We start from the raw sequence: 24,149 nt of genomic DNA, 5'->3' as shown, positions 1-24,149 counted from the left end.
TTATCAACTTTCAAATTGAAGATTGCTTAGAATGTAAAGATTTTAAAAGTATTCCACATTCTAAATGCGGAGTATTAACAAACTGATCAAAAAGCGCAAATTTTTCAACTTTATGCGTAAGAGCAAGTTCTTTTAAATTTTCTTTCAAGCTGATAGGATTACAAGAAATATAAATGATGTTTTCATAATTTTTAATTAAATCAATCACACTTTTATCAAGTCCTGCACGCGGTGGATCGACTAAAATATGAGAAAAATTAAAATTATCTAAATCAATATCTTTTAAGCGAAAAAATTCCCTTTCTTTTTTTAAAGCTTGGGATAATTCCTCGCTTGAAAGTCTTGTAAAATGGATATTTGAGATATTGTTGATCTTGCAATTAAGCAAGGCAAAATTAATATTGCTTTTTGAAATTTCAGTGGCTAGTACATTGTTAAAAAAAATTGCTAAAGCTAGAGTAAAATTTCCATATCCACAATAAAGCTCAAGCAAGTCTTTTCTTTCTTGGGTTTTTAAATTTTCACACACCCAAGTTATCATTTTTTCATTGATGGAGGTATTAGGCTGTATGAAACAATCATTGTTAAATTCATAAAATATTTTTCTACCTTGTATATCAAGCTCTTGTCTTAAATTTTCTTTTTTAAAAACAAGTTTTTTACCTTTGCTTCTTGCGATTAAATTTGCATCAAGTTCTAAGCTTAAATTATTTAAGTCATTGTAAATAAGCTCTATATTTTTATGATAAAGTAGAGTGGTGCTTAACTCGTTTTTAGTCGCTAAAAACTCTACACCAAAAAGTTTTTCTTTTAAATTTGTATTGTTGCGAATTTGTTTTAAGAGTTTGGGCATAAAAGCGGTGATTTTTTCATCTGCAAATTCTAAGCTTTCTATGATGATTTTCTTTTTATTTTCAAACATCGCATAATAAATTTCGTCTTTATCATGATAAAATGAAAGCTCTGCTCTTGTGCGGTAATGTTTATCTTTGGAAGAAAAAAGCTCGAAATTTCCTTGATAAAAATCTTTGAAAAATTCTTTTATAAAAGAAGCTTTTTCTTCTAATTTTAAAAAATTTCCAAATTCTTGAAGACTCATGAAACTTTCTTTCCGATAATTCTAAGCAAAAATGCAATAAGAATTAAATTTAAAGGAAGAACCAACCATACACTAAGCCCTAAAGAAACAGGTATATAACCAGCAAATAAAGAAATTACACAAATAAATAAGGCATAAGGAATTTGAGTGCGAACATGCTCCATATGATCGCATTTTGCACTCATTGATGAAAGGATTACATTGTCTGAAATAGGCGAACAATGGTTTCCAAAAATGGCTCCAGTTAAGACACAACTTATATTAATCACCATATAATGATGCATTGCATCCATATCCATTGCATTTATTTGTGCAACCTTATAAGCTAAAGGCACCGCCAAAGGCATTAAAATACCCATAGTCCCATAGCTTGTTCCTATCGCAAAAGAAATAAGCGAAGCAAAAGCAAAAATGGTAGCAGGTAGGATAAATTCAGGCAATTTATCAGCGAGCAAGCTTGAGATAAATTCTGGAGTTCCAAGCTCTTTTACTATGCTTGAAAGCGACCATGCAAACAAAAGTAAAACTATGGTAAAAATCATAGTTTTCCAACCATATATCCAAGTTTCAACCGCTTCTTTAAAATTAAAAATTTTGCGATACACTCCAATAAAAATTGCTACAATAGCGGCAAATAAGGCGGCTTGAAAAAGCACCACAGAAGAATTTGCACTTCCAAAAGCTAGCCTAAGGGTTTCAAAAGATAAAGGATTTGCATTTGCTTTTAGTAATTCTTCACCTTCTAAAGTACTTAGTCCATTAAAATAAAATCCAAGTATAGCTAAAACAATCAAAGTTAAAATAGGAATCGTAGCATCTAATGCACGGATTTTAATATCTTCTTTTGGAGCTAAAAACTGATCTTCAAGTTCTGCGGTATCTAGGGTGCTTGATTTTGATAAAGGAGCGATTTGTCCTGTAGTTCTTGCACGAATTTCAGCTTTTAACATAGGACCAAATTCACGCCCCATAAGCGCAGTCATTAAAACAAAGAAAAGCATAAAAATATTGTAAAATCTATAGGGTATGGTTTCAACAAAAACCCCAAAAGCGCTGATATTGCTAATGCCTATATCTTCATAGGCATTTTTGATTAAAGATACTTCTAAACCTATCCAGGTAGAAATCACAGCAATCCCTGCAACGGGTGCAGCTGTAGAATCGATAATAAAGGCAAATTTTTCACGAGAAATTTTAAATTTATCTGCTAAAGGACGCATGATAGGTCCTACGATGAGTAAATTAGCGTAATCATCAAAAAAGATTAACAAACCTAAAAACCAAGTATTTACTTGTGCCGATACTGCTGATTTTGCTCTTTTTGCAAATTTTATAGCCACAGCTTTTGCGCCACCCATTTTGGTGATAAGTGCAACAAGCCCACCTATGCATAAAATTTGCAAGATGATACCAGCATTTACAGGATCTGAAGTTGATTCTAAAATATAAGAAATAATTTTTGAAAAAGAATCTATCGCAGTATTATAAAAATGAATAAAACTTAAGCTGTCGGCTTGAAAAATATTAGAAGCAAGACTAAGCAAGAAGGTTCCGCTTAAAACTCCTGCAAAAAGAGACAAGATCACATCTTTTGTAATAAAAGCTAGAGTGATAGCAACCAAAGGAGGTATAAGAGTGAAAACTCCAAATAAATTTGCATTTGCCGTAGCTTGATGTGTATTGGCAAATGCAAGTAAAGGCAGTAGGAAAAATACTAAAAATCTCATTGATTTTGCTCTATATAAAAGCCATTCCAAGTTTGAGTAACAGGCATTAATTCTATTTCATTGACATTGATATGGCTTGGCAGATTGATGATTGACATCACTACTTTTGCTATATCTTGTGCACTTATGTATTGCGTCCCTTCATAGACTGCATTGGCTTTTGCCTTATCTCCTTTAAAGCGAACTTCACTAAATTCAGTTTTGCAAAGCCCTGGAGCTATGTTTGTAACCTTGATATTTTCTCCCCTTAAATCATTTCTTAAGGCCCTAGAAAATTGTCCTACAAATGCTTTAGTTCCACAATATACATTGCCACCAAAATAAGGATTTCTAGCTGCTACAGAGCCAAGATTGAAGATATAAGCACTTTTTTGTTTGCGAAGTATAGGAATGATCGCTTTTGCTACATATAAAAGACCTTTGATATTAGTATCAACCATAGTGTCTATATCTTCTATACTTAATTTATCAAATTCATCTATGCCAAGAGCTAAACCAGCATTATTAAAAAGTACATCTATTTCTTTAAAATCGTTAGGTAGGTTTTCAACAGCTTTAAAGATCTCTTCTTGTTTTCTTACATCAAGACAAAGTATGTGAATTTGATCTTTGTATTTGGCTTTTAATTCATCTAAACGATCCTTTCTTCTTGCTAGAGCAATGACTTTGTATCCTTCTTGTATAAAAGCTTCAACGCAAGCATGCCCAAAACCAGAGCTTGCTCCTGTGATAAATGCAGTTTTCATTCTAAACTCCCTCCGTAAATTAAATTTTCATTGGGTTTTAAACCCAGACTTTGCAGATAATTAGCATTATCTTTTTGATTGGCTGCTAGGGCAAAATCTAAAGCATTAAAACCTAAATCATCTATTTCGTTAATATCAGCACCTTTTGCAACAAGCATTTTTAAAATTTCTACATCTCCATAAGCGGCCGCATGCATAAGAACATTTTTAGAAGTGTGCTCCAAAGCACAAAAGGTGATAAAATAAGGAGTGTTTCCGCCTATATTTGCGCTTAGGGCTAATTTTTCATTATCGTTAATGTATTTTTTATTAACATCAGTACCATATTCTAAAAGCAATGAAACAATATCTTTGCGCTTAAATTCTATAGCGTAAAATAAAGGTGTCTTGCCAAAAGTATTGGCACTATTGACATTTAAACCTAGTTCTAATAAAAATTTGGTATTATCGTAGTTTTCTAAAGCATAAAACAAAGCATTTTCATAACCCTCATCGATTCTAGCACCCAAACGGATCAAAAGATTTAAAATATCTTTGTTGCGTTGGTTTAACAAGGCTGCTTGAAGCCCTATGGTAAGTTCATCTCGGTTGAGATTATTGGTATAAATAAAATCTTGGATATAAGTTATTGAATGTTTTTTATTGGATAAAACTTTTGCTAAAGGACTTATATCTTTGTAAATTTTAGTTTCTCCTACAGCCCAATTTAAAAATTCATTTAAAGCATTGGTGGTATAGTAAATATTGCTACCCTTGTCGAATTTGAAATTATTTTCAAAATATTGTTCTAAGGGTTCTATGGCATTATTGTATTCTTGCCAAAATTCTTGATAAAGTCTAAAATTTCCTATACTTTGATAAGCCCAATATCTAAAATAAGATCTTAAAAGAGTGTATTTTTTTTCTAAATTTTCAGGAGCATCTAGACCTTTTTGATATTCTATAGGATCAATAGAAATTTTTAAAAGCAAAAAGTCAAATTCTTGTAGTTTTGGAAAATATTCAATACCACTACAAGCAGCATTTCCACCGCGAATTTCATTGGCGAGTTGATAAAGTCTTTTGGTAAAAGCTTGATTTTTTAAAGAAAAATCACAAGTAGAAGCAATATCAAGATAGTCTTGCTTTGGACTATCTTGAAAAACTTGGGCTTTGTTATTTTTTATATAATCACAAGTAATTAAATTTTCGGCCTTTAAACCTAAAAAACAACAAAATAAAATAAATAATAATCTCAATTTTATCCTTTGAAAATTTTAATCTATAATTTTAACCCAAATCTGCTTTAAATTTGGATTAATTATCTAGTTTAAAATTATCAATTTCATTAAAATTAAGATATTTATAAATATTTGCTTTGTGCGCATCGCTTAATTTATCGCTTACGATTTGCAAATATTCTTCTTTGCTTGGGATTTTACCTAAAATCGCACAAACTGCTGCAAGTTCAGCACTTCCTAGATATACTTTAGCACCCATACCCATACGATTGTCAAAGTTTCTTGTAGAGGTTGAGAAGACAACAGCACCATCATTTACTCTTGCTTGATTTCCCATACATAGCGAACAACCTGGAACTTCTATTCTAGCGCCTGCTGCGCCAAAGATGCTGTAATAACCTTCTTTGGTGAGTTGTGCTTTATCCATTTTTGTTGGAGGCACTACCCAAAGTCTGGTTTTAAGTATGCCTTTATCTTTTAAAATTTCTCCCAAAGCTCTATAATGTCCTATGTTTGTCATACAAGAGCCTACAAAAACTTCATCGATATTTTTTGGACGCTTATCATCGGCTAAAATTTCGCTTAAGGTTGCCACATCATCAGGGTCATTTGGACAAGCTAGAATTGGCTCCTTGATATCGTTAAGATTAATATCGATAATGTACGCATATTTTGCATCTTTATCTGCTCTTAAAAGAGTAGGGTTTTTAAGCCATTCTCTCATTTTATCCGCTCTTCTAGCAAGAGTGGCTTTATCTTCATATCCTGCTTCTATCATTGCTTCTATAAGTGAAATATTTGATTTGATATATTCGCTTACACTTTCTATGCTTAAATCTACACTACAAGCAGCTGCAGATCTTTCAGCACTTGCATCACTGAGTTCAAAAGCTTGTTCTACTTTTAAGTTTGGCAAGCCTTCTATTTCTAAAATTTTTCCTGCAAAAATGTTCTTTTTATTTTTCTTTTCAACAGTAAGTTGTCCTTGTTTGATTGCATAATAAGGTATAGCATTTACAAGATCTCTTAAGGTAACTCCAGCTTGCAATTCTCCGCTAAAACGCACCAAAACACTTTCAGGTACATTCAAAGGCATAGAGCCAGTTACTGCAGCAAAAGCTACAAGTCCACTTCCTGCAGGAAATGAAATTCCTATAGGAAAACGAGTGTGAGAATCTCCACCTGTTCCTACTGTATCAGGTAAAACAAAACGATTAAGCCAAGAGTGGATTACCCCATCGCCTGGTTTTAAGCTTACTCCACCACGACTTGTCATGAAATTAGGTAAAGTTTTGTGCAAATTTGAGTCACTAACCTTTGGATAAGCAGCAGTATGACAAAAACTTTGCATTACAAAATCCGCATTAAATCCTAAGCTTGCAAGCTCTTTAATCTCATCTCTTGTCATAGGACCTGTAGTATCTTGAGAACCTACAGTAAGTGTGCGAGGCTCTATATACATACCTGGACGCACACCTTCAACTCCACAGGCACGCCCTAGCATTTTTTGAGCTAAAGTATATCCACCGCTTGAAGCTTCAGGTTGTTCTGGCTTAGTAAAGATATTTTCATTTTCCATTCCTAAGAATTCTCTAGCTTTAGCACAAAGTCCACGACCTATGATAAGTGGAATTCTTCCTCCTGCTCTAACTTCATCTAAGATGGTATTTGGGCTGAGTTTAAACTCTGCAACAACAGAACCATTTTTTACAATCTTTCCTTCATAAGGGTGAATTTCAAACTCATCTCCCATTTCTAGATTGGACACATCGCAAATAATAGGTAAAGCACCGCTATCTTGAGCTGTGTTAAAGAAAATCGGAGCTATGGTTGAGCCCATTACTATACCACCACTGTGTTTGTTTGGCACACCATCAATTTCTTTTCCTAAATGCCATTGTATGGAGTTAATCGCAGATTTTCTACTTGAACCTGTACCTACGACATCGCCCACATATACGACTTCACGACCACTTTTTTTGAGTTCTTTGATTTTTTCTAGAGAACCTGTTTGTCTTACTTTTAGCATAGCATTAGCATGTAAAGGGATATCGCTTCTTGTAAAAGCATCACCAGCAGGGCTTAAATCATCTGTATTGGTTTCTCCTGCTACTTTAAAAACTACACATTGAATCACTTGAGGTAATTTTTCTTTTTTATTAAACCAATCTGCATTTGCCCAACTTTCCAAAACAGCTTTAGCATGATTATTGCTTTTGCTAAGTTCTGCTACGGTATGGAAATTATCATGTACAAAGATGATATTTTTAAGTACTTCTGCTGCATCGCTAGCTATACTTTCATCTTTTAATGCATCGATTAAAACTTTTACATTATAACCACCTAGCATTGTTTCAAGCATTTTTAAAGCGAGTTTTTTATCTATGGCTGGAGCTTGAAATTTATTTTTTAAAATTCCATCTAGAAATTCACATTTTATCAAGGCTGCATCGTCAACGCCTGGATTGACACGATTTTGCAATAAAGATACCAATTTTTCATCATTTTGGGTTTTTAAAAGTTCACAAAGTTCTTTAGTTTGTTCTGCATTTAAAGGAAGGGGTGGGATACCCAAAGCTGCTCTTTCTTCAACAAGCTTATTGTAATCTTGCATAAAAGACATTTTTTACTCCTTAAATATTTTTTAGTATAATTTTAACTATTTAAAGGATAAAATATGTTTAAAGTTTATTATAAAATACCATTTTGTTACTTATCTCTACATAGCAATGGAGATTTCTTAACAAAAATCGATTTTTGCGATCGTTTGGATATTGAAAATACTTGTCCCCTGCTTGAATTTGCCAAAGAAGAACTCAGACTTTATTTTGCTAAAAAGCTTCAAAAATTTCAAACACCTTTATGGATACAAGGGGGTGATTTTGAACAAAAAGTATATAAAGAATTGATAAATATCCCTTATGCAAAGCTTGTTACTTACAAAGAAATAGCTATAAATATCAACCATCCCAAAGCTTTTCGCGCAGTGGGTAATGCAAACTCTAAAAATTTAATTCCTATTTTTATTCCTTGTCATAGGGTTATAGCTAGTAATGGCTTGGGTGGATATAATGGCGGTCTTGCTATAAAAAGATTTTTGTTAGAATGTGAGGGGGTTGATTTAAGTCAGTTTAAAAATAAGCTTGGAGATTGATTTTCTTCATTTTTAAATTCACGCTCAAAAGCTTCATAATCTTCTAAAAGCAGGCAGTATTTAAAATTTTTTAAGTTTTTAAAATCTAAAAGTTTGTCGTATGAAAAATCGCAGAATAATGAATTATGCAAAGCGGTTTTAAAACCCTTTATATTTTTAAAATTTTCTTGCCAAAAATCAAAGGTATTTTGATTGCTTACGATGATAAATGCTCTTGCACTTGAGCCAAATTCAGAAATATTAAAATTTTCATCCATGAAATAAATTTTAAAATCATCTATTTTATTAAAATCAAAACTCATTTTTGTATTTTTTTCTTTAAGATAAAACATAATTTTTGCAAAAATTTTGGCATAAATAAAGGGAAGATTTAAGTTTTTAAAATACAAATTATCACAAACTAGAGTCGTAAAAAAAAAGCTAGAGCGAGAAAGTAGGGTAAAATTTGCTTCTTTTAGGATTGTTAAAGATGCGCAAAGTTGAAGTAAGTAATTCTCATCGCTAAAACAAAAAATTTCACCCTTTTTAGCCTTGATAAGTGAGTTAAAATCTACAAATATATTTCCTTTTAAAATGTTTAAAGAAAATGCTTTGCAAATTCCTAGCTCATAAGCTTGAAGTGCTATAAATTCACACTCTTTTTCTTCGCATAAAAAACGCAAGAGTTTAATTAAGGCTGATTCTAGATTATCCACCTGAAGATAATAAATTTCTTTATCATCAATACAAAGCTCATGCTCTGAAATAATAGCAAATGCGCCTTTTTGCACTGCTTGGATTATCTCTTTTTTATTATTGCTAAAAAAAGCGAAGCCATTTTTAAGCTCATGAAGACTTAATGCAAAGCCTGTAACGCTTAAAACACTGCCTTCATTAAGCATATTTGCATGAATGAGTTCGCTTAGATTGCTAATATTCATCCTAGCCTACTAAAGAGCCGTTTTCTACAAGTTGTTCAGGGCTTATGAGCACAAGTTTATCCCCGCTTTTTGCAGAAAGTATCATACCATCGCTTTCATGTCCAAAAATCTTAGCTTTTTTAAGATTGCTTATAACACAAACTTGCTTTCCTATCAAATCGCTTGCTTTATAATACTTAGCAATACCTGAAAGCACTTGACGAATTTCTTTATTGTCAAGTTCGAGTTTAAATTTTAAAAGTTTTTCACTGCCTTCTATATTTTGACAATCAATCACCTTGGCTACCTTAATCTCTATTTTTGCAAAATCATCGATTTTGATTTTAGGCTTTTCTTCTTTTTTGACTTCTTGTTTTTCTTCTTGAGATAAGAGAGGTTTTTCTATTTTTGGAAATAAAGCTTCACAGGCGCTAGCCTTAAAATCTAAAAGTTCATTTTGTAAGATAAGTTTTTGATAGTTTGTAGGAGAAATTTCAAAATTTAAAGCCAAACCTACTTTTTGACAAGATTTTGGCAAAGTAGGGCTTAATAAAAGACTTGTTTTAGCTAAGATATTTGCACAAAGTCCTATAAGAGCATTGGCTTCTTTGATTTTATTTGCTTTGATTAAATTCCAAGGTTCGTATTTGCTAATGGCTAAATTTGCAACACTTAAGGCTTTAAAAAGCTCTTCTAGATAGCGATTACATTGTAGGTTTTCTAAAAAGTTTATAGCGTTATCTAAGTGCTCTTTAGCCGTATCAAGTTCGTTTTTATAAAATTCTAAAACGCCTTCTTGAGAAATATTACCTTGATTATATTTTATACTCATTCCTATGATGCGGTTGAGTAAATTGCCAAATTCATTGCCTAGTTCTGTATTGATTCTATTAATCAAAACACTTTCGCTAAAATCACCATCATTCCCAAAAGGAACTTCTCTTAGCAGAAAGTATCTAAAAGCCTCTAAGCCATAAGCATCTACCACTTCTTTAGGTTTTACGACATTACCTTTAGACTTGCTCATTTTTTCACCCTCTTTAGTCCACCAACCGTGCGCGCCGATAAATTTAGGCAAAGGTAAATCCACGCTCATTAAAAAGGCTGGCCAATAAATCGCATGAAAACGCAAGATGTCTTTGCCTACTAAGTGTATGTGGGCTGGCCAAAATTTAGCATTTTCTCCTTGGCTTTGATAATCAAGCGAGCTTATATAAATAAAAAGCGCATCAAGCCATACATAAATAATGTGTTTATCGTCTTTAATTTCTTCTGGGATTTCAATACCCCAATCAAAGCTTGTTCGAGTAATAGAAAGATCTTTAAGTCCACTTTGGACAAAATTAATCAATTCATTTTTTTTATTTTTAGGCAAGATAGGATCTTCTTTATCATACCATTGAAGAATCTTATCTTGATATTTTGAAAGCTTAAAAAAATAACTTTCTTCTTTTAATAAAGAAGTATCTTTGCCACAATCAGGACATCCACATTCGTTTATAAGTTGACTTTTTGCAAAAAAACTTTCACATGAAATACAATAATGTCCCTCATATTCATCCTTATAAATATCTCCTTTTTGCCACATTTTTAAAAACATAGCTTTAACAAATTCAACATGCCTAGTATCGGTTGTTCTTGCATATATATCATAAGTGATTTCAAACTCATCCCAAAGTTTTTTAAATTCAGAACTGATTTTATCAGCGTATTCTTTTGGGGTTGAGTTTCTTATTTTTGCTGCTTGTTCTATTTTTTGTCCGTGTTCATCAGTACCTGTTAACAATCTAGTCTCATGCCCTTGCAAACGATAAAATCTAGCTAAAGTGTCCGCAATGATAGTGGTATAAGCATGTCCTAAGTGAGGCACATCATTTACATAATAAATTGGAGTTGTAAGATAACGCATTTTATTCCTTTAAAAATCAAATCCGCCTTCGGTTTTACCCTTAGACATACTATTGTAAACTGCATCTACATAATCTTTTCTTGTAGAGCAATTAAAAATTTCATCGCAATTATAGCAAGACTTTAAGCCTTTTGAGCTTTGGCAAGAGCTTAAAATTTCTTTTTTTTTATCTAAGTCTTGCTCAAACTCATCTCTTATTTCACTCATTATAAGCCTTTAAAAGCTCTGAAATTTCATATTTTGAGCCAAAAAAGCAAGGTGTGGTTGCGTGAATTTCATCAAAATCAAGTTCTAACAAGGAATGATTTTTTCCATTTGTGGTTTTACCTCCTGCTTTTTCTATAATAAAAGCTAAAGGAAATACTTCAAAAAAAGCGCGCAATTTACCCTTAGGCGCATCACTAGTTGCTGGATAGCTAAAAAGTCCACCACCTTTGAGCAAAATTTGATTGATATCACTTACCATAGCTCCTGAATATCTTAGGCGATAACCCTCATCGAATAATTTTTTGATAAACTTAGCATGCTTTTCTTCCCAAAATTTTTGAGTACCGCCTGTAGCATTGATTTTACCTTTTTCTTGCATTTGAAGGTCTTTTACAAAAACAAATTTGTTGTTTTTATCAAGACGGTAGAGTTTTGGCTTATCTTCGCAAATAACAAGTTCCAAGCGAGCTCCATACATGCTATAAAGCGCAGCTTTTAAATTTTTAGCACTTGCTTTTTCTTCATAAATAGCAAAAATAGAACCTATAGTAAAATTAACATCCATTAAACTTGAGCCATCAAGCGGATCGTAAGCGACGATAAATTTCGCATTTTCATTGATATTTAAAATCTCATCTTTTTCTTCGCTGATAATAGCTTTAATGCTAGGGCACTGACTTAAAGTATTTGTGATAATCTCATCACTTAAAACATCAAATTTAAGTTGAGTATCGCCTGTGGAGTTTTGGTTTTGACTATAGCTTGTATCGGGAAATTTTAAAGCATTTGAAATTTCAATTACTGCTTTTTGTATGTAGGAAATAAGTTCTTGCATTTTATAATTCTCCTTGTAAATTTTTCGCATTTTTTAAAATATAATTGCAAATTCTTTGCACGTCATTTAAATCAAGCCAAGTTAAATTCGGATAAGAATCAATTTTTTCATAGCTTGCAATAGCATTAGAAAAAGCAAAATAACTTTCATCAATTTCTTTATAAAAAACACTTATGCGTGGTAAATCTAAGGTTTTTAATCCTTCAACCAAACATAAATCAAAATCAGGCGCTATTTTTAACGCGCTTAAAATATCTCTTTTTTCATGAGAGAAAAAAGTCGTGCGAGTAGGACTTAAAACCATCACTTCAGCACCACTTTGAAAAAACTTAAAACTATCCTTGCCATTGACATCAAATTGAGCTTTATCTGCAGGATCGTGTTTGATAATCAAAACTTTTAGGTTTTGTTTTATAAATTCATTTGCAATTTTTGTGATCAGTGTTGTTTTGCCTGAATTTGAGGGACCGCTAAAAGCTATGATTGATTTTTTCATTACCATTTTCCTAAAATAAAATGTAAATTATAGTATTTTAAACCAAAAAATAGAGTTAAAAGGTTAAAATATAGAAAAAAATTAGGAAAAATATGAAGATTTATACCTTAGCCCTTGCAGCGTTAATTTTTGGTGCTTGTTCTTTAAAGGAAGAAGCGGTTGTGGATGCGAATTTGAAAACTCAAACTTTAATGTTTGCTCAAAAATATAAAATTACTCAAGATAAAATGAATGCTATAATTACCCTGTCTTATTTAAATCCTATTTTAGATAAAGCTAGCGAGGAGGATATTTTTGCTTTGACTATCACTCCTGATACTTTGAAGATAGAAAATTTAGAAATTTTTATCAATGAAAGAAAGGCTAATATAGAAGAACTTGATGAAGAGTTTTTTAAATACTTGATACAAAATCGTTATACCCGTTATCTAAAAATAACTCTTCCAAGCGTAAAAAAAGAAGACAAAATTATCGCTAAGATTTGTTTAAATCACCTGCCTTGTTTTGAGTTAAATTTTCAAAAATATCCGAAATCTTTATACTATCGTTCAGAAGACGTCGATACACAATATAATTAGCCAATACTTTTTTTCCATAAATTCGACTTTCTTGATAAGGGACAAATTCCATAGATAAGAAAGGTTCGAATTTGCCTTGTTTAAACATATCATCTCTTGCAAGCATACGATTGGTAAAGCCTATGCCTCCATTATAAGCATAAGCAATAAAAAGAGGAGATTTTAAATGTTTTTCTAAATAATTTAAATGATGATTTCCAAAATAATAGGCATTTTTTGGCTCAAACATAAAATCTTGATCAAAATTTGGAATTTTTAATTCTTTCTCGCCGATATGATTGGCTAAAAATGGCATAAATTGCATCATACCTAAAGCATAAGAAACCGATATCGCAGTAGGGATAAAACGACTTTCTTGTCTAGCAATGGCTAAGATAAGCGCTTGTCTTGGGGCGCTATAATTTTTAATGTATTCATAATAAGGCATTATAAAATAATGGTTTTTAAATTTTGATTTTCTTTCTAAGATATAAGCATAGATAGGCAGAGTTTCTTTTGAGTCAAATTCTTTAGCCAATCTATCAAGTTCGCTTGCATTAGCTTCGCGAATTTGTTTGTTGAGTTTTTGCCATGCAAAAGGATCTTGCATATTGAAATTGTTTTTTTTCTTATTTGTAGAATCTATGACTTCAATTTTAAGAAATTCAGAATTTGTTAATTCTTTAGCGTAAAGACTATAGATATTTAAAGAAGAGCTTTTGGCTAAAGTTTGCAAATCTTTATCATCTTTTTTAATCATCCACATCCAAAATATAGCATTGTCTTTGTTGCTTTGCATTTTAAAAGTTTGTGCTGCTTTGGCAAAGAAATTGTAAGCCAGTTCCTCTTTATTATAGGCTAAGGCATTAATGCCTAAATAAAAAGCAGAATCCTCATTTACAAATGTTGGATCTATTTTTAGCATTGAAGCCCTAAATTTGGGATTTTCTTTTTTTATGATAATATTTTGTGCAAAATTCTTAAACCCTACATGAGTGGGTAGCTTATTGGCAAAACTAGCATTTAAATCAAAATCATATTTTTTAGAATAATTACGAAGTCTAAAAAAACCATTAACATCTTCTTTTTGAATGATATAAGCCATAGGTTCGGGAGTGTTAAAAGCTAAAAGTAAATTAGCCAAATCGTCTCTTTGATGACTAAGTTTTTGAGCTAAGGCACTTCGGCTAGCATTATCAAGGCTTGCTATAAAGGCTATTGAGTTTAATCTTACACTTTGGCAAGTTTGATTTGCATCAAGTATATTAGCTTTGGTGTAGTTGTAGCATGGAGCGTATTTAGGATCGATGAAAATTTTTACAGGAATTATTTTTTCAAGTTCGGATTTGATTTTACCTACATAGCGGAAGATATGAGAATTTAAGCCTTCAGCCTCTTTTTTACTTATTGTTTTTTTTTCTAAAAGACGATAGATATAATAATCTTTAGCTATGGAATTTTCCTCTTGTTTTAATCTTTCTAAATTATAGGGGCTAGCATTTAAAAATACCAAGCTTAAGCTAAGTAAGATAAGTATTTTTCTCACAATAAGCTCCTTAGGATATTTCCAAGAAAAATACTAAGAAATTGTAAGGCTAAAACGATAATCAAAGGCGCAAGATCTATGCTTCCTATGCGTGTTGGAATTTTTCTCACTAAAGCATAAGCAGGAGAGCTTAGCTTATATAAAATTTGAACGATAGGATTGTAAGGATCAGGATTTACCCAACTTAAAAGTGCTGTGATGATGATAATCCAAGTGTAAATATTGATAATAATTTGAATCACTTGAAAAATAGAAATAATCAAAGAATCTACAACCATTATTTATATCCTTGCTAATTCGTTAATATAATTTTTTATATAAGGGTAAAGATCATTTAATTCAGGGCCATGAGTATTTCCAGTTAGGATAATTCTTAGAGGCATAAAAAATTTTTTACCCTTTAGTTGACTTTTTTCTAAGAGATAGCTTTTAAACTCTTCATAACTCTCAAAAGGTTCGATTTGACTTAAAAGATCTTTTAAAATTTTACATTCTGGTTCAAATTCGTTAAAATCTTTAGCACCAAAGATAGCTTCTAGTTTTTCTTTGATTTCTTTGATGGTGCTTGCTTCTTGGGTATAAAATTTGGCAAGTTGTGCTAGATCTTTATTTAAATTTAAAGCAGTATTGAGTTCATTATCTGCCATCATTTTTATATGTTCGCGATTGATTTGCAAAAGTTTTTTAAGATCAAATCTCGCTGGAGCTTTAGAAATTTTGCTAATATCAAACCACTCAATCGCTTCTTCTAAGGTAAAAATTTCACAAGGAGTTTTATTGCCTAGCATGATAAGATAATTTGCGATCGCACTAGGTAAAATTCCACTCTCAAGTAACCATTTTACTGAAGAATGAGCCTCTCTTTTGCTCATTTTTACACCCTCTTCATTTAAGATAATAGGTAAATGTGCATAAGTCATAGCTTTATCATAACCTAAACTTGCACGAATATGTTCTTGTTTTGGGGTATTTGAAACATGATCTTCACCGCGTATGATGCAACTTACATTTTCAAGCATATCATCTACCGCACAAGCAAAATTGTAAGTAGGGGTTTTATCTGTTCGCATAATCACAAAAGAATCGATATTTTCAGGCTCAAAACTTAACTCCCCTTTGATAAAATCTGTAAATTTCATAGTGTGAGTAGGTTTTTTAAGGCGAATTACAAAGGGTTTTTCACATTTTAAAACATCAATATCTGCTAAATTCTGACAAGTGCCATCGTAGCGATAGGCCTTGCCTTGCTTTTTGGCGAGTTCTTTTTTTGCTTCAAGCTCTTCTTCGGTGCAAAAACAAGCAAAAGCTTTTTTTTCACTTACAAGCTTTAAAGCCATTTGACGATGAAATTTTAAATTTTCACTTTGTACATAATAATGCTGCCATGAAATGCCAAAAAGATGCAAAATTTCTTTAATCTCTTCTTCTTTTCCTGTTATATTTCTAGCCTTATCGGTGTCTTCGATACGCAAAATGAAATCCATATTTTTTTGTCTAGCGCATATATAATTAAATAAAGCCGCGCGTAAATTTCCTATATGCATATCGCCTGTTGGAGAAGGTGCAAAACGATACATTTGATAACCTTTGATTTTATTAAAAGCTTATTATAACAGAAAAATTTATATGGATATTTAATTTGCTTTGCTATAATTAGGATTATGATATTTTTTATTTTTTCTTTCGTTACGTTATTGATTTTTGGTTTGGCAAATATTTATATTTATAAAAGATTGATTAAGAAAATTTTTATCTTTAAGTATCTTTATAAAATTTTTGCCTTTGTTTTTACTCTGCTTTTTCTAGCTCAAGCGATATTTTTAATCTTTCGCAGAAATGAATACCTAAGCGATACTTGGTACGAATTTTTGGCTGCATTGTATGCACCGACTTATTGTTTATTTTTTATAACTTTGGGGCTTGATTTTATAAGGCTTATTTTAATGTTAATGGGTAAGATGCATAAAAAATATAGTCTTGCCCTGCGCTCGGTTTTTGATTTAACTATCATAAGCTTAGCAGTAGTATTGATTTATACAAGTATAAATAACGCTATAAGAGTGCCTGAAATTCAAAGTACGGATATCTATCTTGCCAAACTTGATCGCGACTTAAAAATAGCTATGCTTACAGATATACATTTGGGTAAAAATTTGCATAAGGATTTTTTGGATAGGCTCATCGTTGAAGTAAATTTGCAAAAGCCTGATATGGTGGTTATAGTGGGGGATTTAGTAGATACAAATCCTAAAGAATTGCAAAATTATATTTCAAGGCTTAATGATTTAAAATCCACCTATGGAACTTTTTATGCTTTGGGTAATCATGAGTATTATCATGGAGTAGATGAAGTTTTAAATTTACTTAAAGAATACACCAATATGAAAATTTTACTTAACCAAAATTTAGACCTAGGTTTTATAAATATCGCAGGACTTGGAGATTTAGCAGGGCTTAGTAAGGGTTTGTACGCTCCTGATTTAGCAAGGGTTAAGGTAGATTTAAACACAAGTAAAGCTAGTATTTTGCTTGCTCATCAGCCTAAAACAGCCTTGCTCTATAATTTAAGTGATTTTGATCTTATTTTAAGTGGTCATACGCATGGGGGACAAATTTTCCCTTTTATGTTTTTAGTAAAGCTTCATCAAGGTTTTATACGTGGGCTTTATGATTTAGGAGAAAATACCAAACTTTTTGTTAGCAGTGGGGCAGGTTTTTGGGGGCCTAGTTTAAGAGTTTTTGCTCCCAATGAAATTGTAATTTTAAATTTGAAAGGTGAAAAATGAGTTTTTCTAATGAGAGTTCAAGAATTTTTGGACTTATAGCAGGGGTTGAATTTCCTAGTTTTATACAAAAAATAATCAATGAAAAATATGTCAATTATTTTAAGATCGATATGAGCGAATTTAAAGCTCCTTGTGAATATGAAAGCTTAAATGCACTTTTTACAAGATCTTTGCAAATTCCAAGAGAGATAAATGAGGGTTTTATAAGTCCAAGTGATGGGAAAATTTTAGAGTGCGGAAGTGCTTTTTTAGCAGATAATGCACTCTTTGCTTTTTCGATTAAAGGGCATACTTATAGCATAGAAGAGCTTTTAAAGGATAGTTTTAAAAAAGAAGAATTGGAAAATGGGCTTGATTATGTTAATATCTATCTTTCTCCAAGAGATTATCACCGCTATCATAGTCCTTGCAATATGCAAATTTTAAGTGCAACTTATACAAGCGGGGCACTTTATAGTGTTAATGAAAAGCATTTAGAGCGTATTAGTAATTTATATGTAAAAAATGAAAGAGTGAGTTTAAAATGTCAAAATGAAAAGGGTATTTTTTGGCTTGTGTTTGTAGGAGCTCAAAATGTAGGAAAAATGCGTTTTAAATTTGATACAAGCATACAAACTAATGCAAAATTTTCTCATAATTTTACTAGAAAATATGAAAATTTAGAGCTTAAAAAAGGTGAAGAATTGGGAAATTTTGAATTAGGTTCTACCATAGTTTTAATTGCTCAAAAAGGACTTTTAGATATCAAGCTTAAAGCAGGGCAGAATGTTAAATTTGGAGAAAAAATAGCAGATTAATTTTTAGGTGTTTTATTTGCCATTTGATAAATAAAAGCAAAAACTTCAGCCACAGCTTTATACATATTGGGTGGAATTTCATCTCCTAAGTCTAATTTACTTAAAATTTCTATCAAATCCTCATCTTCTTTGATAGGAACTCCGTGTTCTTTAGCTAAAGAGATAATTTTAGCAGCACTTTCTCCTTTGCCGCTAGCAAGAACTTTAGGTGCTGAATTTTTTTCTTTTTGATAGCCTAGAGCGACAGCTTTTTTGATTGATTTTTTTATCTTGCTCATACTTTTTTATCCATACCCATTTCAAGATCTAAATTTTTGACATTTCTTGTATCAAATTTGCTTCTTATGATATCTCCTACAAAGAAATTTGCACTTAAAAGTCCCGCTTTATTGATATTTCTTTTAAGTTCGTGAGCATTTTCATAGATGGTTTTTCTAAATTCAACATTTTCTGCCATGATATTAATATCTATGTATTTATCATTGTTTAAAGAGATAAGAATTTCCAAATCGCCAAGCTTGGCAAATTCAAGTTTGATTTGAGCAAAAAATTTATCCTTTTTTCCGCGCCTAAACATGATCTTAGAATCATCTAAATCCTCCCAAGAAAAGGGCAGATAGGTATTGATAGAATCATTAGCTAAAGACATGAGTTGATTGAGTTCAATTTGCGCTAAAAGACGATTGGCTTGATTGTATACAGCTTCGTTACCTTCATTTTTGGCTAAATTTGAAATTTGCAAAAGGGTTGATTTTACATCATGATGTAAAGATTCGGCTATATCCTGCTCGGTTTTTGGTTTAATTTGTGCTAAATCTTTTATGGATAAATTTAATTTATGTTCTAAGGTTTTTAATTCTGCTTGATTGAGTTTGGCATTTTGAGTATGGGGTTCGAGTTCTTTTAGGCTTTCATTGACTTTTCTTGAAAGATTGCTTAAGCTTTTGCTTAAATCCTGCACTTGCTCTAAGTCCAAATTTTCTACGCTAAAGGCCAAATTCTTTACAATATTTTGTTTTATAAATTCTTGATTTTTTATGATATTTTGGGCGGTTTGATTGTTTAATTGTTGTGTATTTTGAGTATTGTTTGGATTATGAGTGTTTGCTGAAGTTTTGTTTTCTGTTTTTGTTTCGTAAAATTTAGGATTTTCTTTGGTTATATTTTCTTTAATTTTTTCTTGTTTTTCATCTTTGATTTTATCCTGGTTTGAGGTGGAATTTTTTGTATTGTTTTCTGCTTGATTTTCTTCTGTTTTATTTTTTGAATCTTGAGTATTGTCTTTACGATTTTCCGTTTTAGAATCCAAATTTTGATCCTCTTTTGGATGAAAATCTTCTTGAGATTCTAAATTTTCTTCTTTTTTGATATCTTGTTTTATATCCGCATCATTATCATCTAATGAATTTTCTTTTTTTGGTACTTGAGGGGATTTTTCTTCACTTTCTTCTTGTTTGATGCTAGAGTCGGGGCTTTCATCTTTGGTATATTCATCATTCTTGTTAATGTCTTCGTTTTGAGCTTTTATATCTTCTTTGATATTTTCGTTTTTAATATTTTCATTTTTAATGTTTTCTTTATGATTTAAAAGACTTTCTAAAATACTTTCTTTTTGGGGTGTTTTAGGAAAATGATCACCTAGGATATTTTTTAAGGTATTTTCTAATTTTTCAAAAGCTTTTGCACTTTGTTTTAAAAGCTCGGTATCTTTTATCATTAAATTTTCTGGTCTGTTTAAAGCTTTAAAAAAATCATTTTTTATCGCATTTAATTCTTTTGCAATTTTACTAGCTATAGGAAGAATTTTTTCTTGAGTATGGCTTGGATTTTTAGCGATATAGTTTTTAAAATTCTCTAGTTTTGAGCTTAAATTTAAAAGAGCTTTAAAAGAGCTTTGATTTAAAATTTGCTTATTTTCATTTTTATTAGAATAAATAATATTTCTTAATTCTTTTAAGGTGTCTTTAGGACTTAAATTTGCATTTGCAAGCTGTGCAATTTGCGCACCAATCTTTTCACTGCTAAGACTTTTAATCATGCTTATAAGAGAATGAAAACTTTTGGGTAATAATTCCTCGTTTAAAGCGTCTTTTAATTTCGCTTCAAAAAAGATACCCGAATTTTTTAACAATGGCGCTAAATTACTATTTTTTATTTCACTTGCGGGTTTTAAAATTTGGTTTAATTTATCCAAAACTTGAGTAAAGGTATCGCTTTTTGCAAGTTCTGTGCTTAAGACTTTTAATTCATTGGCAAAATTAGGAGCTAAATTTAGATTTTTTCCTTGTTTAAGCATAGGTGAGTCAGGATTTTTTTGTGCATTGATTTGATCTAAGAGCTTATTGACAAGTTCTTTTAATTTTGCGCTTGTTTCATTTTGAACAAAACGAGTTAAAACTTCTTCATCGCTTGCATTTTTACTTAGTCCCAAATTTTGTTTTAAGGCTTGAGAAAGTGCTTCTTTAGGATTATCTTTAGAATTTAATTTATCTTTACTTATCCCACTATCGGTTTTTATGTCATTTTTTTGTGCATTTGCAATTTGGCTTGTAAGTTGAGTATTAATCATCAAGCATCACCATATTTCCTGGTTTTTTCTTAAATTTTTTATTTAAAATATTGGGTTTATTAACTGCAAAAAGGATAAGAAATCCAAGAGAGGCTATATAAAACCAAACAAAACCATCTGTATTAAAATATTGTATTAAAAATCCTAAAATTAAAGGACCAAACAAAGAGCCTAAAGAATAACAAAATAAAACCCCACGACCCAGTTCAACGCCTTGATTTTTGTTTGTTAGCATATCATTAGCCCTTGCAAGAGCTAGAGCATAAAGACAAAAAACTCCTATACCAAGTAAAATGCCTAAAAAATATTGCATATACAAATGAAGTTTAAAAAAAGCAAAGATAAGCATGGTAAAAAAACCTATGCTTGAGCAAGTGATGATTGCGAATTTTCGTCCCATTTTATCAGAAATACTTCCTACTACAATTTGGGCTAAAAATCCACCCAGCACCCCACAAAACATAAAATAAGAAACTTCTTGAGCTCCAAAGCCTTGTAAAAGTATAAACAAAGACGCCATAGAAAAAAACCCATTAATAAGCATTCCAGCTATAAAACTTGTAACAATAGCTAAAGGAGCTATATCAAAAATTTTAGGTATAGAAATAGGACTTGGTGCGGGCAAGACGGGTTCTTTGATCTTGATTAAATTTAAAGGCAATGATGAAAGCAAGATAAGTGCTGCACTTAAAATAAATATATTATGCTTGTTTAAATCTAAAGCAATAATCAAAATCCCAATACCAAACGCAAGATAAAATACGATTTCATAAAAACCTAAAATTCTAGAACGAACGGCGTTTTTGCTTTTTTCATTAAGCCATGATTCTATTACCATTAAAAGCCCATAATAGCAAATTCCTATAAAAAATCTTAAAATCGCCCAAAAAACAAGATTTTCACTAAGGGTATGAAGCATAGCAGAAATTCCAAACACCGCACCAAATAAACCAAAAGATCTTATATGTCCTATGCGAGAGATGATTTTATGTGCTCCGATGGTGCCTATAAGGGCTCCTATAAAAAAGCAAGAGCTTAGCACTCCAACAGCCAAGGAGCTTTCTTTATTTTCTTTTAAAATAACACCTATGGAGCTTACGATCAAGGCATTGCCTGCAAACAAAAATGTCATACTGGCAAAAAGTGCTGTCATGGATCTAATGATTTTTTTTGGACTCATATCTTCTTATATACAGCATAAAAATAAAAACACATACTAGCAAGGATGAAATTCCACATATATAGGATAAAATATCTAATTTATCTTGACGATGTAAAAATAAAAATCCCGCAACTAAAACCCCATAGGCTATCAATTTAAATAAGGCAAAAAACAAAGTAAAAAAGCGTAACCTATCTTTAAAATTTAGAGATAAATCGTCTTTAATGGAAATAAATTTAACAATTCTAGGTAACTTTTCTATCTTTTTTATATAAAATAAACTCGGATAAATGAAATCTTTTTGATGGTTTTTTGCTTGAGCTAGGATAAATTTCTTATAATTAGAATAAGAAGTAAAAACGATCAATAAAATGCTAAAAAAAGCAAATTCATAGCTTAAAATTATATTTAAATTTATCCATTTAAAAATAACAAGAATGCAATAAAACAAGACGTGAATTAAGCACAAGATAATAAAAAAAGCTTTTTTATTTTCCATTATCTTGTTCTTTTTGGCGAATTTTCTCTTTTATAAACTCGTCTCTTTGTTGAAATTCTCCATAGCTTTTAACTTGTGATTTATAGGTTTTATAAACATTAAGTATTGCTGCTGCAACACCCCAAAATACACCCAGCCAAAAAAGCCAAGGGTAGGGTGTAAATTTTTTTAACAAATACCCCACGCCAATCCCGATTAAAATAGCAACGACCATGGAAATTCCAAGACTAAGCCCATCTGCGGCTTCTATAGTCTTGCGAATGATTTTTTGTCTTTTATTAGAATTCTCACTCATAGTTTCTTAAAGCTTTCATGTGTACTTTGTAGGGTTTTATCGATATGCTCTTTATTCATTTTAGCGCAGATAAATCCTGTTTCAAATTGAGAAGGAGCTAGATAAATTCCATTTTTAAGCATATTTTGATGAAATTTAGAAAAGAGTTTAAGATCAGATTTTAGAGCATCTTTATAATTATACACTGGATCTTGTGTGAAAAAATATCCAAACATAGAGCCTATATAGCAAGTTTGTAAAGCAACACCTCTTTCATTTGCAAGTTCTTTCATTCCCTTAGTAAGCCTTTTGGCTAATTTTCCAAGTTTAGTATAAAGATCTTTTTTCTTTTTGGCTTTAGATAAACTAGCAATTCCTGCAGCCATTGCCAAAGGATTTCCACTGAGTGTTCCTGCTTGATAAACTCCTCCTAATGGACTTAAAATATCCATGATTTCTGCTCTAGCTGCAAAAGCTGCTGCAGGTAAGCCTCCACCTATAACCTTGCCAAAAGTAACGATATCTGCTTGTATGTGATTGATACCATAAGAGCCAAGATATGAAGCTCTGTATCCACTCATCACTTCATCAAAGATGAGCAAGGTATCGTTTTCTTTGCAAATTTTGACAAGCTCTTCTAAGAAATCTTGCTTGCCAGGAACTAATCCCATATTTCCTGCAATAGGTTCGATAATAACACAAGCAATGTCTTTATTTTTCTCAAAAAGCTCTTTTACGCTTTCTATATCGTTATAAGTTGCTACTAGAGTATGCTTTGCTACATCTGCTAAAACCCCTAAAGAGCTCGGTGAATTAAAAGTAGCAGCGCCACTTCCAGCACTTACAAGTAAAGAATCTGAATGCCCGTGATAGCAACCTTCAAATTTTAGAATTTTATCTTTTTTGGTAAAACCGCGAGCAAGGCGTATGGCACTCATGGTCGCTTCTGTACCACTGCTTACAAAGCGAATTTTATCTAAATGCGGAAAGTCTTCTAAAACAAGCTCGGCCAGTTGTGTTTCTAGCAAAGTCGGCGCACCAAAGCTTGAACCCTTTTTTAAAGCCTCATTGCAAGCTTTTAATATATCTTTATCGCAATGCCCAAAAAGCAAAGGTCCCCAACTTTGCATATAATCAATATAGCTATTGCCTTCTATATCAAAAATATGAGCTCCCTTTCCATGGGATATAAATCTAGGCTCACTTTGCACATTGGCAAAAGCACGAACAGGAGAATTTACACCTCCTGCAATAAGACTGCAAGCTATTTTAAAAGCTTTTTTGTTTGTCATTTTTGCTCCTTTTTAGATTGCTTGATGTAATTATATAAGGTTATAATTTCATCATTGGTTAATGAGTAATTTGGCATGATCGATTTTGCATCTTTGTCTTGATTAAGAGAATTTTGAAATTCTTCAAAACTAAGATTTTGAATACTTGGGACTTTATAGGCTGTTTTAACTCCATTTTTCATATAAAAACCTAGAGTTTGTTCGCTTCCATCGTTACCATGGCATTTTTTACAACTAATACCCCTTGGGTTTTCATAGAGCATTTTCGAATACTCTTTAAGTGTTATGAAATCAGAAGCAAAAAGATTTAAAATGGCTCCTAGAAATATTAAAACAGCTTTCAAAATTTCACCTTGTTAATGAAGTTTTAATATG

General features: G+C 31.5%; 24 protein-coding genes. 4 read left to right on the top strand and 20 right to left on the bottom strand.

The window, feature by feature from the left end:
• Positions 1-10: 10 nt before the first annotated feature.
• From trmA to FOC43_RS03475, 5 genes are read right to left on the bottom strand one after another with little or no spacing between them, the layout of a single operon-like run.
• On the bottom strand, positions 11-1,099 hold the full coding sequence (gene trmA, locus FOC43_RS03495) for a tRNA (uridine(54)-C5)-methyltransferase TrmA (protein ID WP_002788563.1): 1,089 nt from the start codon (positions 1,097-1,099) through the stop codon (positions 11-13).
• Positions 1,096-2,826, bottom strand: a complete 1,731-nt coding sequence (locus tag FOC43_RS03490) for a Na+/H+ antiporter NhaC family protein (RefSeq protein ID WP_002793807.1) — start codon at positions 2,824-2,826, stop codon at positions 1,096-1,098. Before FOC43_RS03490 ends, trmA begins: the two co-directional genes overlap by 4 nt.
• Positions 2,823-3,572 carry an SDR family NAD(P)-dependent oxidoreductase gene (locus FOC43_RS03485; RefSeq protein WP_004284180.1) on the bottom strand — a complete coding sequence of 250 codons (750 nt, stop codon included), beginning with the start codon at positions 3,570-3,572 and terminating at the stop codon, positions 2,823-2,825. Before FOC43_RS03485 ends, FOC43_RS03490 begins: the two co-directional genes overlap by 4 nt.
• Complete coding sequence (locus tag FOC43_RS03480; RefSeq protein ID WP_002776765.1) at positions 3,569-4,810, bottom strand: ankyrin repeat domain-containing protein; 1,242 nt, start codon at positions 4,808-4,810, stop codon at positions 3,569-3,571. The genes FOC43_RS03485 and FOC43_RS03480 overlap by 4 nt, the downstream gene beginning before the upstream one ends.
• Positions 4,811-4,868: 58 nt before the next feature.
• The gene (locus FOC43_RS03475; protein ID WP_002776766.1) at positions 4,869-7,415 is read right to left on the bottom strand and encodes a bifunctional aconitate hydratase 2/2-methylisocitrate dehydratase; all 2,547 of its coding nucleotides are present in this window, start codon (positions 7,413-7,415) and stop codon (positions 4,869-4,871) included.
• Between the two features lie 54 nt (positions 7,416-7,469).
• Between FOC43_RS03475 and FOC43_RS03470 the strand changes: the two genes are divergently transcribed.
• Positions 7,470-7,946, top strand: a complete 477-nt coding sequence (locus FOC43_RS03470; protein WP_002788559.1) for a methylated-DNA--[protein]-cysteine S-methyltransferase — start codon at positions 7,470-7,472, stop codon at positions 7,944-7,946.
• Here the strand turns inward: FOC43_RS03470 and FOC43_RS03465 are convergent.
• Genes FOC43_RS03465 through mobB form a run of 5 tightly spaced genes read right to left on the bottom strand, consistent with a single transcriptional unit; the run spans position 7,919 to position 12,292 of the window.
• Positions 7,919-8,866: a hypothetical protein gene (locus FOC43_RS03465; RefSeq protein ID WP_002788558.1), complete on the bottom strand. Its 948-nt coding sequence runs from the start codon at positions 8,864-8,866 to the stop codon at positions 7,919-7,921. The two genes, FOC43_RS03470 and FOC43_RS03465, sit on opposite strands and share 28 nt — an antisense overlap.
• 1 nt (position 8,867) lies before the next feature.
• Positions 8,868-10,754, bottom strand: a complete 1,887-nt coding sequence (metG, locus tag FOC43_RS03460) for a methionine--tRNA ligase (protein WP_002783756.1) — start codon at positions 10,752-10,754, stop codon at positions 8,868-8,870.
• A gap of 9 nt (positions 10,755-10,763) precedes the next feature.
• The gene (locus FOC43_RS03455) at positions 10,764-10,961 is read right to left on the bottom strand and encodes a hypothetical protein (protein ID WP_002776770.1); all 198 of its coding nucleotides are present in this window, start codon (positions 10,959-10,961) and stop codon (positions 10,764-10,766) included.
• Positions 10,954-11,796 carry a class 1 fructose-bisphosphatase gene (locus tag FOC43_RS03450; protein ID WP_002788557.1) on the bottom strand — a complete coding sequence of 281 codons (843 nt, stop codon included), beginning with the start codon at positions 11,794-11,796 and terminating at the stop codon, positions 10,954-10,956. The genes FOC43_RS03455 and FOC43_RS03450 overlap by 8 nt, the downstream gene beginning before the upstream one ends.
• A gap of 1 nt (position 11,797) precedes the next feature.
• Positions 11,798-12,292: a molybdopterin-guanine dinucleotide biosynthesis protein B gene (mobB, locus tag FOC43_RS03445; protein WP_002788556.1), complete on the bottom strand. Its 495-nt coding sequence runs from the start codon at positions 12,290-12,292 to the stop codon at positions 11,798-11,800.
• Positions 12,293-12,384: 92 nt separating this feature from the next.
• On the opposite strand from mobB, the gene FOC43_RS03440 reads away from it, so the two are divergent.
• Entirely contained in the window at positions 12,385-12,870 is a 486-nt protein-coding gene (locus tag FOC43_RS03440; protein WP_002790406.1) for a hypothetical protein, read from the top strand.
• Here the strand turns inward: FOC43_RS03440 and FOC43_RS03435 are convergent.
• Genes FOC43_RS03435 through gltX form a run of 3 tightly spaced genes read right to left on the bottom strand, consistent with a single transcriptional unit; the run spans position 12,767 to position 15,972 of the window.
• A complete protein-coding gene (locus tag FOC43_RS03435; RefSeq protein WP_025431515.1) occupies positions 12,767-14,398 on the bottom strand; it encodes a lytic transglycosylase domain-containing protein in 1,632 nt (543 codons plus the stop codon). The two genes, FOC43_RS03440 and FOC43_RS03435, sit on opposite strands and share 104 nt — an antisense overlap.
• Positions 14,392-14,673: a YggT family protein gene (locus FOC43_RS03430; RefSeq protein WP_002788553.1), complete on the bottom strand. Its 282-nt coding sequence runs from the start codon at positions 14,671-14,673 to the stop codon at positions 14,392-14,394. The genes FOC43_RS03435 and FOC43_RS03430 overlap by 7 nt, the downstream gene beginning before the upstream one ends.
• Positions 14,674-14,676: 3 nt before the next feature.
• On the bottom strand, positions 14,677-15,972 hold the full coding sequence (gene gltX / locus FOC43_RS03425) for a glutamate--tRNA ligase (RefSeq protein ID WP_002788552.1): 1,296 nt from the start codon (positions 15,970-15,972) through the stop codon (positions 14,677-14,679).
• Positions 15,973-16,056: 84 nt separating this feature from the next.
• On the opposite strand from gltX, the gene FOC43_RS03420 reads away from it, so the two are divergent.
• Positions 16,057-17,181: a metallophosphoesterase gene (locus FOC43_RS03420; protein ID WP_002776779.1), complete on the top strand. Its 1,125-nt coding sequence runs from the start codon at positions 16,057-16,059 to the stop codon at positions 17,179-17,181.
• Complete coding sequence (locus tag FOC43_RS03415) at positions 17,178-17,978, top strand: phosphatidylserine decarboxylase (RefSeq protein WP_002776781.1); 801 nt, start codon at positions 17,178-17,180, stop codon at positions 17,976-17,978. Before FOC43_RS03420 ends, FOC43_RS03415 begins: the two co-directional genes overlap by 4 nt.
• Here the strand turns inward: FOC43_RS03415 and FOC43_RS03410 are convergent.
• From FOC43_RS03410 to FOC43_RS03380, 7 genes are read right to left on the bottom strand one after another with little or no spacing between them, the layout of a single operon-like run.
• Positions 17,975-18,256 (bottom strand): FlhB-like flagellar biosynthesis protein, encoded by a 282-nt coding sequence (locus FOC43_RS03410; RefSeq protein WP_002776788.1) that lies wholly within the window; start codon positions 18,254-18,256, stop codon positions 17,975-17,977. The genes FOC43_RS03415 and FOC43_RS03410 overlap by 4 nt on opposite strands.
• A complete protein-coding gene (locus FOC43_RS03405) occupies positions 18,253-20,547 on the bottom strand; it encodes a flagellar hook-length control protein FliK (protein ID WP_002783747.1) in 2,295 nt (764 codons plus the stop codon). Before FOC43_RS03405 ends, FOC43_RS03410 begins: the two co-directional genes overlap by 4 nt.
• The gene (locus FOC43_RS03400) at positions 20,540-21,727 is read right to left on the bottom strand and encodes an MFS transporter (RefSeq protein ID WP_002776792.1); all 1,188 of its coding nucleotides are present in this window, start codon (positions 21,725-21,727) and stop codon (positions 20,540-20,542) included. Before FOC43_RS03400 ends, FOC43_RS03405 begins: the two co-directional genes overlap by 8 nt.
• Positions 21,705-22,208 (bottom strand): hypothetical protein, encoded by a 504-nt coding sequence (locus tag FOC43_RS03395; protein ID WP_002776794.1) that lies wholly within the window; start codon positions 22,206-22,208, stop codon positions 21,705-21,707. The genes FOC43_RS03400 and FOC43_RS03395 overlap by 23 nt, the downstream gene beginning before the upstream one ends.
• A complete protein-coding gene (locus tag FOC43_RS03390; RefSeq protein ID WP_002783745.1) occupies positions 22,198-22,503 on the bottom strand; it encodes an AtpZ/AtpI family protein in 306 nt (101 codons plus the stop codon). Before FOC43_RS03390 ends, FOC43_RS03395 begins: the two co-directional genes overlap by 11 nt.
• Positions 22,500-23,774, bottom strand: coding sequence for a glutamate-1-semialdehyde 2,1-aminomutase (gene hemL / locus FOC43_RS03385; protein WP_002790403.1), 1,275 nt, complete (start codon positions 23,772-23,774; stop codon positions 22,500-22,502). The genes FOC43_RS03390 and hemL overlap by 4 nt, the downstream gene beginning before the upstream one ends.
• Positions 23,771-24,118 (bottom strand): c-type cytochrome, encoded by a 348-nt coding sequence (locus tag FOC43_RS03380; RefSeq protein ID WP_002776800.1) that lies wholly within the window; start codon positions 24,116-24,118, stop codon positions 23,771-23,773. Before FOC43_RS03380 ends, hemL begins: the two co-directional genes overlap by 4 nt.
• Between the last annotated feature and the right edge of the window lie 31 nt (positions 24,119-24,149).

The organism is Campylobacter coli, from assembly GCF_009730395.1.
Taxonomy (GTDB): Bacteria; Campylobacterota; Campylobacteria; order Campylobacterales; family Campylobacteraceae; genus Campylobacter_D; species Campylobacter_D coli.
This window is presented reverse-complemented; position numbering and strand designations above follow the sequence as displayed.

Bases quoted from the DNA above. Each gene is read 5' to 3' on its own strand.
- trmA (WP_002788563.1), bottom strand. From the start codon at position 1,099: ATGAGTCTTCAAGAATTTGGAAATTTTTTAAAATTAGAAGAAAAAGCT.
- FOC43_RS03490 (WP_002793807.1), bottom strand. From the start codon at position 2,826: ATGAGATTTTTAGTATTTTTCCTACTGCCTTTACTTGCATTTGCCAAT.
- FOC43_RS03485 (WP_004284180.1), bottom strand. From the start codon at position 3,572: ATGAAAACTGCATTTATCACAGGAGCAAGCTCTGGTTTTGGGCATGCT.
- FOC43_RS03475 (WP_002776766.1), bottom strand. From the start codon at position 7,415: ATGTCTTTTATGCAAGATTACAATAAGCTTGTTGAAGAAAGAGCAGCT.
- FOC43_RS03470 (WP_002788559.1), top strand. From the start codon at position 7,470: ATGTTTAAAGTTTATTATAAAATACCATTTTGTTACTTATCTCTACAT.
- FOC43_RS03465 (WP_002788558.1), bottom strand. From the start codon at position 8,866: ATGAATATTAGCAATCTAAGCGAACTCATTCATGCAAATATGCTTAAT.
- metG (WP_002783756.1), bottom strand. From the start codon at position 10,754: ATGCGTTATCTTACAACTCCAATTTATTATGTAAATGATGTGCCTCAC.
- FOC43_RS03455 (WP_002776770.1), bottom strand. From the start codon at position 10,961: ATGAGTGAAATAAGAGATGAGTTTGAGCAAGACTTAGATAAAAAAAAA.
- FOC43_RS03450 (WP_002788557.1), bottom strand. From the start codon at position 11,796: ATGCAAGAACTTATTTCCTACATACAAAAAGCAGTAATTGAAATTTCA.
- mobB (WP_002788556.1), bottom strand. From the start codon at position 12,292: ATGAAAAAATCAATCATAGCTTTTAGCGGTCCCTCAAATTCAGGCAAA.
- FOC43_RS03440 (WP_002790406.1), top strand. From the start codon at position 12,385: ATGAAGATTTATACCTTAGCCCTTGCAGCGTTAATTTTTGGTGCTTGT.
- FOC43_RS03430 (WP_002788553.1), bottom strand. From the start codon at position 14,673: ATGGTTGTAGATTCTTTGATTATTTCTATTTTTCAAGTGATTCAAATT.
- gltX (WP_002788552.1), bottom strand. From the start codon at position 15,972: ATGTATCGTTTTGCACCTTCTCCAACAGGCGATATGCATATAGGAAAT.
- FOC43_RS03420 (WP_002776779.1), top strand. From the start codon at position 16,057: ATGATATTTTTTATTTTTTCTTTCGTTACGTTATTGATTTTTGGTTTG.
- FOC43_RS03415 (WP_002776781.1), top strand. From the start codon at position 17,178: ATGAGTTTTTCTAATGAGAGTTCAAGAATTTTTGGACTTATAGCAGGG.
- FOC43_RS03410 (WP_002776788.1), bottom strand. From the start codon at position 18,256: ATGAGCAAGATAAAAAAATCAATCAAAAAAGCTGTCGCTCTAGGCTAT.
- FOC43_RS03405 (WP_002783747.1), bottom strand. From the start codon at position 20,547: ATGATTAATACTCAACTTACAAGCCAAATTGCAAATGCACAAAAAAAT.
- FOC43_RS03400 (WP_002776792.1), bottom strand. From the start codon at position 21,727: ATGAGTCCAAAAAAAATCATTAGATCCATGACAGCACTTTTTGCCAGT.
- FOC43_RS03395 (WP_002776794.1), bottom strand. From the start codon at position 22,208: ATGGAAAATAAAAAAGCTTTTTTTATTATCTTGTGCTTAATTCACGTC.
- FOC43_RS03390 (WP_002783745.1), bottom strand. From the start codon at position 22,503: ATGAGTGAGAATTCTAATAAAAGACAAAAAATCATTCGCAAGACTATA.
- hemL (WP_002790403.1), bottom strand. From the start codon at position 23,774: ATGACAAACAAAAAAGCTTTTAAAATAGCTTGCAGTCTTATTGCAGGA.